The organism is Streptococcus suis, assembly GCF_046032535.1.
GTDB lineage: Bacteria > Bacillota > Bacilli > Lactobacillales > Streptococcaceae > Streptococcus > Streptococcus suis_AK.
The window spans coordinates 5,232-17,430 of the sequence record NZ_JARQPL010000005.1 but is presented as its reverse complement, the minus strand read 5'-3'; the positions used below and the strand labels follow the sequence as shown (position 1 = coordinate 17,430).

The window sequence follows — 12,199 nt, the reverse complement described above, 5'->3', positions numbered from 1 at the left end:
AATCAAAAACAGACTAGCTCCAAAGGTTTGGGGAACCTTTGGAGGTTGGAGATAGGGCGAACGTAGTTCGTTACTACTTACGCAGATAGAACCCTGTTACTATTTTGTTTCAAGGTAACAGGCTGAAAGGCTCCACTGGAGCCTTTCACTCATCAAATCAAGTCAACAATGTCTGATTTTGATTTTCGAAGAGTATGAATAACAAATTTACGCCCTATACTCCGTTTTCAGGAGAAATATTTTATCCCTAGAAAGCCTACTAGACTATCATTTATCTAGTGGGCTTATCATCTGTCAAAAGGAGACGTTATGAATGATTTAACCAAAGGAAAGCCGATTGCAGTCATCTTACAATTCGCTATTCCCTTATTGATTGGATCTTTTTTTCAACTGGCCTATAATTTTGCTGATTCCATGATTGTAGGGCATACTTTGGGAAAGGATGCCTTTGCAAGTGTCGGTTCGACAGCCAGCCTGATTTTTTTAATCATCGGTTTTGCCCAAGGTGTTACCAATGGATTAACCATTATTTCTGCCCAACGCTTTGGAGCTGGCGACTTAGAGGGGCTTAAAAAATCTTTTGTCCACGGACTCTTCTACGCTTCCCTCATCAGCCTTTTACTAACAGTCTTAGCCTTAGCTTTTTTGAAACCTATCTTGGTCTTAATGCAAACACCTGTGAGTATCATCGACCACTCCCATGCCTTTCTAACGGCCATGTTTGGAGGATTGACCTTTACTATTTTTTATAATTTCCTGTCTTCAGCCCTACGCAGTCTCGGAAACTCTAAAACACCTCTACTGGCTCTAGTTATCGCTTGTTTTATCAATATCGGTCTGGATTTTTTCTTTATCTTAGTCATGAACTGGGGCGTTTTCGGAGCTGGCTTTGCAACTATCCTTGCCCAAGCCTGTTCGGTCCTCTTTCTTATTTTTTACATTATCCACAAGGTACCTCACTATCATATCGGACTAGCTGATTTAAAATTGGATAGAGGTAATCTCAAGAAACATGCCCAGCTTGCTTTTCCAATGGGATTTCAAGCCAGTATTATCGCCATCGGAGCCATGACCTTGCAGTTTATGGTCAACCAACTAGGGACAGACGCAATCGCCGCCCAGGCCATTGCCCTTCGTACTGACCAGTTGGCTATGCTGCCCATGGTCAATCTGGGCTTGGCTATCGCAACCTTTACTGCTCAGAACTACGGTGCCAAGCTCTATGATCGTATTCGAGAAGGAGTGCGCCACTCATTACTCCTCAGCATTGCTTGGGCCATTGTATTTGCGGTCATTCTCATCTTGAGCAATCGCTTCTTCTCTGGTCTCTTTCTGCCAAATGCCAGTCAAACAGTGCTGGACTTGGCTCTTGTTTACTACATCATTAACGGCTCTTGTTACTGGATTGTTGCTTCCCTCTTTATTCTTCGTAGCTTTATTCAGGGACTTGGCAAGGGCTTTATCCCAACACTAGCAGGCTTTGGAGAATTGATTTTCCGAGTAGCAGTCGCCATCATCGGCATGCAGTATTTCGGTTTTTATGGGACCGCCGCCGCTAACCCTGCCGCCTGGATCGGAAGCATCATCGTCCTGATTCCAAGTTCCATCATCTTTATGAAAAAATTAAAAGCTGGACAAAGTATTTAGAAAAGAAAACGCATGAAACTCTCATGCGTTTTTAAAATAATATTTTCGCAGGAATTGGATAAGCATAGCTTGCCAAAGGAGTACATAGCTGATACCTAAGAGGATTGCCAGGCCTCTATGCCAATTCACATCTGGAATGAAACTGACCAAAATGGAGAAAAGTAGAATGGTTACTACCATAATCTTGTCCCTCTTAGATCCCCACGGTAAATACTCTGACAATTGTTTTTCAGGATGCTTTTTGACTTCTTGATGTAGGGAATAGCTTAGGCCCAGACCAACTCCTGTTGCCTCAACAATTCCAGAAAAGTACATAAAAGGCAGAAAGAAAATCGTGCTGTATGCACATGCGATGTAGGTAAGAAACAAGAGAAAATAGAGTAGTTTTTTCATGACAAAGCCCTCCTGAGCCTATTTATCTATATACATTTTATCATTTATGAATCGAATGAACAAGTAAATATATGTTCTCAAAAGCACAAAAAAAGACTAGGAAACCTAGTCTTTACTTGTTTTTTTAGCAACCTTATTCTTAGGAATTCGGGTCGTCCAAGCTACGGCCATGCAAGCCCTTTTCACGTTGGACTTGGCGGAGTTTCTCTGGCGTCACGTCGTTGCCGTCTTCATCGACAATCTTGATGCCTTCGACATGGGCACGCACACTACGGCGGTAGCCCTCAATGTACTCCTCACGAAGAGCTGCCTGTTCCTGCAACTCCTCCTCTGTCAAACCTTCCGCCTTTTTCTTGCGGGCCAATTCATTGAGGCGATCGATTTTTGCTTGTTCCATGTTTGCCTCCTACTTACTGTTCAAGAGATTGAAGACTGCTACTACAGCAGCCTTATCCGCCAAGGCTTTCAATAAAGCCAAACGGTTGGCTTTAACCGCCGCGTCGTCTACCATGACCATGGTATTGTCGAAGAAGGCTGCGATGACTGGGCTGAGAGCAAAGAGCTTGTCCAAGTTGCCCGCCATATCTTCTGTCAACTCCAAGTTCGCCACTGCAGCTGCAAGGGCTTTTTCCTGGTCATTTTCAAAGAGGACCTCGTCAATGTCAGTCGCCTCCGCCTTTTCAGCCAAGTTGAAGACACGTGACAAGTTTTCCACGGCTTCCTTGTAGTCAGCCTCTTTTGATTTTTGGAAAATAGCAGAGCTGGCTGCCAGTTGTAGTCTAACCACAAATGTTGAGCTGGCAAGTACAGCCTCACGGATGTCTTTCGGAATCGCCTTATCCATCATCTTCTCTACACGAGCACGGATAAAGTCCATCACAGCTGGCTGGTTGTCATAGGTCAAGCTGGCAAAGTTCAAGCTGTAGAGCTCCGCAATCAACTGATCCAATGGAATTTCCCAGCCAAATGCTTCCAAGATCCGCACGATACCCTGTGTCGCACGACGCAGAGCGTAAGGGTCGTTTGAGCCAGAAGGAATGAGACCTACTGAGAAGAAGGAGAGAAGGGTATCAAACTTGTCAGCCAGTGCCAAGACCGCCCCGACCTTGCTCTCAGGTAATTCGCCTTCTGCTGAGTTAGGAAGATAGTGCTCACGGATTGCCGCTGCCACCGCAGGTTTTTCCCCTGCAAGAAGGGCATACTTCTCACCCATAATCCCTTGTAATTCATCAAACTCGCCGACCATACCTGTCAAGAGATCAAACTTGTAAATGTCCGCTGCACGTGCCACATCCGCTTTTTCATCCGCAGACAAGCCTGCCAAGTCAGCCAGTTTTTCTGCGATAACTTTGGTGCGTTCCATGTGCTCATAAAGGGAGCCGATTTTCTCATGGAAGGTCACGACTTTGAGGCGTTCTACCAAGTCGGCAATCTTGAGTTTTTGGTCTTCACGCCAGAAGAACTCACCATCTTCCAAACGTGCCACCAAGACTTTTTCATTTCCTTTGATGACATTGTCAAGGTACTGGTCGTTACCGTTACGGACAGAGATGAAGTTTGGCAAGAGTTTGCCAGCCTTATCACGCACTACGAAGTAACGTTGGTGATTTTTCATAGAAGTCACCAAGACCTCTTCTGGTACTTCTAGGTACTTGGTGTCAAAGGAACCCATGAAAGCAGTTGGGTACTCGACCAGGTTGAGAACTTCATTGAGCAGGTCTTGGTCAATCTCAACGGTCACATTGTGTTTGTCCTCGATCGCCTTGATTTGCTCGACGATCATATTTTGACGCTCTGCGGGGTCTGTAATGACAAACTGTGCACGCAGGTCAGCCTCGTAAGAATCTGCACTTGCAATCTCCGTTTCATTTCCAAGGAAACGATGACCACGGCTGATGCGAGCGGATGAAATGTCCAAGAAATCCATGTCCAATGCCTCGTCGTCCAAGAGAACGGTCAAGGTGTGGACAGGGCGGATGTAGGCAAATTTGTTGGACGCCCAGTTCATGCTGACAGGGAAGGTCATAGCCTTCAAGACCTCTGGAATGCCCGCCAAGACTGCCTTAGCTGACTGACCAGCTTCGTGTTTGGTCACGTAGACATACTCTTCACCCTTCATCTCGCGGAATTCGATATCAGCAGTCGTCAAGCCTTTGCCACGGACAAAACCTTCTGCCGCCTTGGTGAAGTTTCCGTCTGCGTCCAAGGCAATCTTCTTAGCAGGCCCCTTGAAATCTTCCGTCAAGTCAGTCTGCTGGTCCGCCAAACCACGGACACGAACAGCCAAACGGCGTGGTGTTGAAAAGACATCGATGCTATCAAAAGCCAAACGGTTGTCTGTCAAAAAAGTCGCCATGCGGTCACGCAACTGGTGCATGGCGGGGGTTACGATGTAGGCAGGGATTTCTTCCAAGCCAAGTTCAATTAATAGTTTTTTCATACCTTCTTATTCTAACTTTCTGTAATTTTTACTCCTACACACTTAGATGTAATATGTTTTTCAGCACTCCACAATGGGATAATCTTCCCTTCAGAATCTCTAAAAGAGTTTAAAAGTTGCTCTGATGAATCAAGGAACTCAACTAGTGAAGAGTTAAATGAAATTGATAGGATTACTAATTTCATGTCATCGGACGAAGTCACCACCGATAGTATAATATTATTGAATTTATCTTCCGGTAACAAGCCGCTGAGCAAATGACTCAGAATTGCACGTTTCATCCTCTTATTATGATATTCTTCAGGTTTAACAGGATAATCAATTTTAATTTCTTCATCTACCTTTAAACTTAAAGAAATTAAAATATCTGGTTCTTCATATCTCAAAGGCATTATTCAACCTCTTCGGCCAACAATTCTGCTCGTGTTGCTTCATCTAAAAGTGGGAAGCCAAGTTTCTTCCGCTCTGCCACAAAGGTCTTGGCAACGACACGGGCAAGGTTGCGGATACGGGCGATGTAGCCTGCACGCTCGGTTACAGACACGGCACCGCGGGCATCCAACAAGTTAAAGGTATGAGAACATTTGAGAACATAGTCAAAGGCTGGGTGAACCAACCCCTCTTCCAAAGCCCGCTCTGCTTCTTTCTCAAACTTGGTAAAGTTTTCAAGGAGCATATCCTGGTCTGATACTTCAAAGGAGTATTTTGAATGCTCGTACTCCGGCTGAATAAAGATTTCGCCGTATTTAACACCGTCAGCCCACTCAATATCGTAAACGGAGTCAACCTCTTGAATATAGGAAGCCAAACGCTCCAAACCATAAGTTACTTCGGCTGTAACGGGGCCAGTCGCCAAGCCGCCAACCTGTTGGAAATAGGTAAACTGCGTGATTTCCATACCGTCCAACCAAACTTCCCAGCCCAGACCAGCTGATCCTGTTGATGGGTTTTCCCAGTTGTCCTCAACGAAGCGAATATCATGCTCCAAAGGATTGATGCCCAAACGCTCCAAAGATTCCAAGTAAAGTTCTTGGATGTTAGAAGGCGACGGTTTCATCACCACTTGGAATTGGTGGTGCTGATACAAGCGGTTTGGATTTTCTCCGTAACGACCGTCAGCTGGACGACGAGATGGCTCCACATAAGCCGCATTCCATGGCTCAGGACCGATAGCACGCAAGAAGGTGTAAGGGCTCATAGTCCCCGCACCTTTTTCCGTATCATAAGCCTGCATGAGCAAGCACCCCTGCTCATTCCAAAATTGTTGTAAGGTTAAAATGATTTCTTGAAAAGTCAACTTCTTTGACATATTCTTCCTTCTTTCTATTTATATTGTAAAATTGCTAGTTCTTCACACTCGGTACAGCTTCCACAAAGACAGGCTGCTCTACCTTGTCCACATAGGAGCAGGTCATAGCTTCTAGGTCAGTGACCCACTTGTAAATACCTGCTTCTGCTGTTTCTTGACAGAAGGTGAGAAAATCTGTTTGTCCAGCCTGGTGATTGCGTAAGATAGTCACAAACTGGTCCAGATTGGCTTGGTCCGAAACAGGTACCGTCGCTTGATAGCCCTGTTTTTCCAGAGTCTGCCCTGTCTGTGAGCGATAGGTAACCTGCCCAGACTGAATATCCACCGTATTTTCTACCATACTCAAGTCCTTAAAATAGGCAATCAGTTTGGGAAAATCAGGCCCAGTAAACTGTACATGACCTCGATTGATGTTTTCTAAGGTGAACATTGGTCTCCTTTCTTTATAGTAGCTGTCTTCCACCTTGAGATGAAAAACAAGAAATACTCGGTCGGCAGACAAAAAGAACCACATTCTCTTCCCCTGTCAACAGACATAGGGGCGTTGAGAACGCGGTTCCACCCTAATTTATTACTTCATTTGTATGAATCTGATTGAGTCGGACATGGTCACGACTGGGAAAGCGCCAATTATTTCAAGACTGGCTTGGCTTTCACTCTCCCAAGCTCGCTAGACAGGCTTTTGAAACAACCTTCTTTCATGCTTAGTATTGTAGCAGAAAAATCAACATTTGTCTAGAAAGACCACTATTTATCCGTACACAATCCCGCTGACAAATCCTACAAGGCTATTGCAGGCCTGTCGCAATCTAGTAGATATTTTTCTGGTACTACTCCCAAGAATTTTTCTGCCTGTTGACTGATAAAATCTAGGGCATTTTCCAAATCTTCTACTCTATCAGAATTGACCAACTCCATGACCAAGAAAGCATTCTTTGTCTCATCCGTAATCATGGTTCGCTCACCATCGCGCCAATTGAAACAGCGACAAACGGCGCCTTTATCATCCTTATAGCAAACTTCACCTGGTAGAGTTGGGTTATTGGTTTCATCACCAATCAGATAAAACTCATCTCCACCCTCAGTGACCGTTAGTTGAAGATTACCTACAAATGTATCTAAATCTTCAGCACCACATGGAAGACCAAAACGTAAACTCGCCGCATTATAAATGTCCACTAATGGAGAAATTGTTGTGACTGGACGGTCACTAGTTGAACGTTTCAAAAGGGCTTCGATACTAGAACGCGCGCCTTTTTTTGTTTTAAATTTTTGATAGGCTTGACGATATGTACGAATGACCTCGTTCTCACTAAAGGTATCTTCCGTAAGAAATTTCTGGGCAATGCTGTTACTCTCCTCAAGCAAGTTCACAAGTTCTTCTGGCGATTGCGATGGAGCCTTATAGTCTTTCAATAAGAGAACTCCGATTTTTGCATCTGGAAATAAATTCCAAAACGATGAATCAATAATAAATTGTGACATATTCTCACTCCTTTTATAGAAAAATCAGCACCCTATGAACATCTTCTAAGACCTAACGACGTTCATAAAATGCTGTTGCATGACTACCCGGTGGCAGTGTTTATTTAATTAACATTATTGTATAAAAAAGTCAAGGACTATCCAAAATTTGAAAAAACACAGCCAAATAACTATCTATGACTAATCTTCCTCGTCAAGAAATCTCCAATAAACTGGATTACGAAGATGATAACTAAAATCAAAAGAGTTGCTAAAAAGGTCACATCATTATTATACCGTAAGTAGCCGTATGATAGCGCAACCTGTCCCAAACCACCTGCTCCGATAGCTCCTGCCATGGCTGTATAGCCGACCAAGGAAACCAGGGCAAAGGTCGTCACACGAATCAAGTCAGGCAGACCTTCACGCAGATAGACAAGGACAATATCCCAGAAAGTCGCACCTGATGCCTGAGCAGCCTCAATGACACCACGGTCCAATTCTGACAAGACCACTTCAACCTGACGTGCAAAGAAAGGGAAGACTGACAGGGCAAGGGGCACCAAAGCCGCCTCTGTACCAATGGTTTTTCCAACAATAATTTTTGTCAAAGGAGCAATGGCCGCCAACAAAATAATGAAAGGAATGGCACGGAAGATAGAAGCTACCTTATCCAAAATCCAATAAACCGTCTTATTGGCAATAACCCCACGTGGACCTGTCAAAACCAAGAATAAACCAGACACCAAGCCCATAAATCCACCGAAAGCAAAGGAAACAAAGGTCATATAGAGGGTCAAATTAAAATGTGTTAACCAACCTGTCTGACCATCCCAGCCCAATTTATAAATATCTGGAAAATTCGTTTGAATCCATTCTAACATCTAATTTGCTCCTTTCAAAATCGTCACTTCCACACGCGCCTCCGTCACTGCCTCAATCGCACGGTGCAACTGACCAGGTTCACCTGATAAGATCACTACCATCTCACCGACTGGCGTATGGTCCAAAATTTCAATATTGCCATAAAGAATATTGGCAGATACTTGATAGAATTTATACAAGTCATTCACAATCGCCGTATCCGTATTTGAACCAGCATACTTGAGTTGCACTAAAATGCTATTCTCAGGCAAATTCTGAACAATATCCTGCTGGTAAATTTTCACCAGGGCCTCATCAATTCCTGTTGCTGTTTTGATGAAATCCTGTGTCAATTCTTCCTTTGGATGAGAGAAGATTTCTAAAACTGAACCTTCTTCGATCAAGCGACCATCCTGCATAACAGCCACACGGTTACAAATGTCTTTTACAATCTGCATCTCGTGGGTAATCATAACAATAGTCAAGCCCAATTTTTCATTCAATTCCTGCAAAAGTGCCAAAATCTGCTTAGTTGTTTTCGGATCCAAGGCTGAAGTAGACTCATCAGAAATCAAGATTTTAGGGTCATTTGCTAAGGCACGGGCAATGGCAACACGTTGTTTTTGACCACCAGACAACTGAACTGGATAGTTTTCAGCACGATCCGAAAGACCAACCAAGTCCAACAACTTAGCAACTTTTTCTTTCTTCGCTTCCTTGCTCAAGCCAGAATGCTTGAGAGCAAAGGCTACGTTTTCTTCTGCCGTCATCTGAGCCATCAGATTGAAATGCTGGAAAATCATGCCGATTTCACGGCGTTTGCTCCGCAATTGAGCTGGGGTAAGTGTGACCTTTTCTCCCTCGTAAATTACATCCTCATCGATAGTAATTTTACCCGCTGTCGGCACCTGCAATAAATTGATGACACGTACAAGGGTAGATTTCCCTGCTCCAGAATAACCTACGATACCGTAAATATCCCCTTGATTGATATGGATGGTCACATCCTTTACCGCTTCGATTGTATGTTTTTTCTGCTGGAAAGTTACATCAATATTATCTAGCTTAATCATTTCCTTACTCATAACTTGCAATTAACTCCTCTACTAATTCAACATGGCTATAGTAGTCAGCGATGCTGACATTTTCATCACCGGCATGGTCACGGCTGTTGGCATTTCCTAGACCAAATCCTGCAATCGGTACACCTAGAGCATGAAAGACTGTGTGCATAGGGCCTGTCCCCGGGGACGTTGGCAAGACAGCAACTCCTTCTGGTGTCAATTTTTTGGCCAATTCAATCACATTGACAATGGCAGGGTGGGACATGTCACTTCGGTAACTCTTTTCACCCAAGGTAAAGATAACTTCTACCTGACCAAAACCATGCTTATCTAAGTGCTGTCGAATTTTTTCCAAAACATCATGGGGGTCCAAACCAGGCACCAAACGAACCTCCATTTTCGCAGAAGCCTGAGCTGGTATGATGGTCTTGACACCTTGACCAAGATAGCCAGTTGACAAGCCTTCAATGGTAATCGATGGCTCAAAATACAAACGCTTGAGAAACTCACGACGCTCCTCCACCAAAGTAGGCAGTGTTAAGCCATAAATCTCCTTCATAGACTGACTGGTAGCCAGTGCAAATTCCTCAACTAAGGCCAATTCACGTTCATTTGGTTCTTGCACTTGTTCGTAAATACCATCAACCAAAATTCGTCCATCTGCAGCCCGCATGGATTGAAGTGCTGATAATAAATACCAGCTTGCCGAATCAATGACACCTCCATAAGAAGAATGAATGTCTAAGTCAGCTGATTTGACCTGAAGATCAAAGGTCACAATTCCCTTGTTTCCCCCAGCGATTTCTAGCTGATGTAGGCTATTGCGATGCCCCTGCTCCCAGACAAGCAAATCAGCACCAATCAAATGTTCTTTATATTTTGAAAGATATTTGTCCAAGTCGACAGAAGCTGACTCCTCAGCCCCTTCCATAATAAAAATCACATTGACTGGTAAATGGCCATTCTGTCTAGCTTGATATTTTTTCAAGGCCGACAGACGAGCTGTGATATGGCCCTTATCATCATCTACCCCCCGACCATAGATATAGCCATCGGAAATGGTCAATTCAAAGGGGTTCCCCTTCTCCCAGACCTGATCGGCATCTGCTGGCACTGTATCGTAGTGGTTATAGAAAATCAAGGTTTTGGCATTTGGGACTGTCGCTGCAAACTTAGCCATGACAAAAGGTGCTGCATAACTGTCATCTAGAATAACCTCCGCCCCTGCCTCTTCAAACATCTCTTTCAAGTAAGTCGCCACATCTAAGAGACCAATCTGTTGAGCAAAAATAGATTTCTTTGAAATCAAGACCTTCAACTTTTCAAAATAAGTTTGAATAATCGCATCATTTTCAAATGCTTGAACTTTACTATCTGCCATACTTTCTCCTCATACTCAATGAAAATCAATCAAATCTACTAACCAAAATCAAATATATTATGGTATTTCTAACTTTAGTTAAAAGATTGTCTTATCTCTATAAAAACAGATAGAGGGCTGAACAATTCTGTCCAGTCCTCGACCTATTTGCATTTTACCAAACTGGCTCATCCATACCGTCTGAAGTCTCTTCAATAACCTTTTTCACTTCATCCGTGTGGTAGGCTTCGATAATTTTCTTAATCGCTGCTGCTTGCTCTGATTTTTCCCAATCGCTACGAGCTGCAATCAAGTTGTACCACTGTTTTGAATTTTCATCTTTTTGCTCTTTGTAAAGGGCATTTTTGTAATCCAAACCAGCTTCCAACACAAATGTGTTGTTTACAACTGCTGCATCAACTGAGCTAAGTGAGCTTGCTGTTTGGCTTGCATCCAACTCAGTGATCTTCAAGTTTTTCTTGTTTTCAGTAATATCAGCAATAGTTGCCAATTCTGTACCAGATACACCAACCTTGATCAAACCAGCTGCTTGAAGAAGGTAAAGAGCACGACTTTCGTTTGTTGGGTCGTTTGGAACCGCAATTTCGGCACCGTCTGGAATTTCTTCCACTTTAGTGTACTTATTTTTACCATCAGCTGTACCTGAGTAAAGACGGATTGGTGCGATATAAGTATCCGCAATAGCAACCAAATCTTCACCATTTTCTTCATTCCAGTTATTCAAGAAGTTATAGTGCTGGAAGGCGTTGATGTCTACCTCATTTTCAGCTACTGCCTTGTTTGGTTGTGAATAGTCTGTAAATTGAGTGAATTCCAACTTCACTTCGTCCCCGAGAATTTCTTGAACTTTATCCCAACGAGCTTGCTCAGAATCGCTCAAGCTCATCACACCCACACGAACAGTTGTTGCTGAAGAATCGGATGAAGAGCTAGAAGACGAGCTACCACATGCAGCAAGTACACCTACTGATAAAGCAGCTGCTGCTAAACTAAACAATTTTTTTAATTTCATAAAATGATCTCCTTAAATTAGAACTGTATCTATCTTAACACAGAATGTTCTTTCTGACTAATTGACTTTTTTTATAGAAAGTTATAACTTTTCGTTATAACAAATACCCTTGCAACTATAAGTATTGATAATAAAAAGAGGGAAGCTATTTCCCTCTTTCGTAATATTTTCCCAGCTTGCTAGCCTAAGAAATCTTTTTTCCTTTTAGCTACAGTTAAGCTAAGAAGTGCGAGTCCCGCCAAAATTGGTAGCTTGGACTGATGTCCATTTGTTCTAGGTAAGATAGAGGCCGATGATTTTTCAGATTCTACTTTCTGTCTCGAAACGGTAGTTGCTGAATATAAAGCCTCGTTATTAGTATTTCCCAATGTCAATTGGGTCGATACTTCGATAACTGGATACACTAGATTAGTTAGGTTACTTGAAGATTCAGTAACTGCTGATACTCCTTTGATTAGTGCAACAGGTGTTTCTATGACTGGCGGTTCGACTTCTGTTGAAGTTGGCGGCGTTTCTTCGACTGGCGGTTCGACTTCTGTTGAAGTTGGCGGCGTTTCTTCGACTGGCGGTTCGACTTCTGTTGAAGTTGGCGGCGTTTCTTCGACTGGCGGTTCGACTTCTGTTG

Annotated in this window: 13 protein-coding genes; 1 reads left to right on the top strand and 12 read right to left on the bottom strand. The window is 43.3% G+C overall.

Annotated elements, in window-relative coordinates; translation table 11 throughout:
- Positions 1 to 309 precede the first annotated feature (309 nt).
- Complete coding sequence (locus P7J58_RS02710; protein ID WP_044672759.1) at positions 310 to 1,647, top strand: MATE family efflux transporter; 1,338 nt, start codon at positions 310 to 312, stop codon at positions 1,645 to 1,647.
- 21 nt (positions 1,648 to 1,668) lie between these two features.
- Here the strand turns inward: P7J58_RS02710 and P7J58_RS02705 are convergent, their stop codons facing one another.
- The 12 genes from P7J58_RS02705 to P7J58_RS02650 all read right to left on the bottom strand — a co-directional run.
- A complete protein-coding gene (locus tag P7J58_RS02705) occupies positions 1,669 to 2,040 on the bottom strand; it encodes a hypothetical protein (RefSeq protein WP_044672758.1) in 372 nt (123 codons plus the stop codon).
- 139 nt (positions 2,041 to 2,179) lie between these two features.
- A complete protein-coding gene (locus P7J58_RS02700) occupies positions 2,180 to 2,437 on the bottom strand; it encodes a DUF896 family protein (protein ID WP_408555654.1) in 258 nt (85 codons plus the stop codon).
- Between the two features lie 9 nt (positions 2,438 to 2,446).
- Positions 2,447 to 4,480, bottom strand: a complete 2,034-nt coding sequence (gene glyS, locus P7J58_RS02695) for a glycine--tRNA ligase subunit beta (RefSeq protein ID WP_408555655.1) — start codon at positions 4,478 to 4,480, stop codon at positions 2,447 to 2,449.
- An 11-nt stretch (positions 4,481 to 4,491) separates the two neighbouring features.
- Positions 4,492 to 4,872, bottom strand: coding sequence for a hypothetical protein (locus P7J58_RS02690; RefSeq protein WP_024376684.1), 381 nt, complete (start codon positions 4,870 to 4,872; stop codon positions 4,492 to 4,494).
- Entirely contained in the window at positions 4,872 to 5,789 is a 918-nt protein-coding gene (gene glyQ / locus P7J58_RS02685) for a glycine--tRNA ligase subunit alpha (RefSeq protein WP_024376683.1), read from the bottom strand. The genes P7J58_RS02690 and glyQ overlap by 1 nt, the downstream gene beginning before the upstream one ends.
- 34 nt (positions 5,790 to 5,823) lie before the next feature.
- On the bottom strand, positions 5,824 to 6,303 hold the full coding sequence (locus P7J58_RS02680) for a DUF1398 domain-containing protein (RefSeq protein ID WP_024378145.1): 480 nt from the start codon (positions 6,301 to 6,303) through the stop codon (positions 5,824 to 5,826).
- A 266-nt stretch (positions 6,304 to 6,569) separates the two neighbouring features.
- The gene (locus P7J58_RS02675) at positions 6,570 to 7,274 is read right to left on the bottom strand and encodes a B3/4 domain-containing protein (protein WP_029184893.1); all 705 of its coding nucleotides are present in this window, start codon (positions 7,272 to 7,274) and stop codon (positions 6,570 to 6,572) included.
- A 170-nt stretch (positions 7,275 to 7,444) separates the two neighbouring features.
- On the bottom strand, positions 7,445 to 8,137 hold the full coding sequence (locus P7J58_RS02670) for a methionine ABC transporter permease (protein WP_014638544.1): 693 nt from the start codon (positions 8,135 to 8,137) through the stop codon (positions 7,445 to 7,447).
- On the bottom strand, positions 8,138 to 9,202 hold the full coding sequence (locus P7J58_RS02665) for a methionine ABC transporter ATP-binding protein (protein WP_408555656.1): 1,065 nt from the start codon (positions 9,200 to 9,202) through the stop codon (positions 8,138 to 8,140).
- Entirely contained in the window at positions 9,195 to 10,562 is a 1,368-nt protein-coding gene (locus tag P7J58_RS02660; RefSeq protein WP_408555657.1) for a M20/M25/M40 family metallo-hydrolase, read from the bottom strand. Before P7J58_RS02660 ends, P7J58_RS02665 begins: the two co-directional genes overlap by 8 nt.
- Positions 10,563 to 10,716: 154 nt before the next feature.
- Positions 10,717 to 11,574, bottom strand: coding sequence for a MetQ/NlpA family ABC transporter substrate-binding protein (locus P7J58_RS02655; protein ID WP_029177834.1), 858 nt, complete (start codon positions 11,572 to 11,574; stop codon positions 10,717 to 10,719).
- A 179-nt stretch (positions 11,575 to 11,753) separates the two neighbouring features.
- A partial coding sequence (locus tag P7J58_RS02650; RefSeq protein ID WP_408572553.1) for an LPXTG cell wall anchor domain-containing protein occupies positions 11,754 to 12,199 on the bottom strand: 446 nt, incomplete at its 5' end.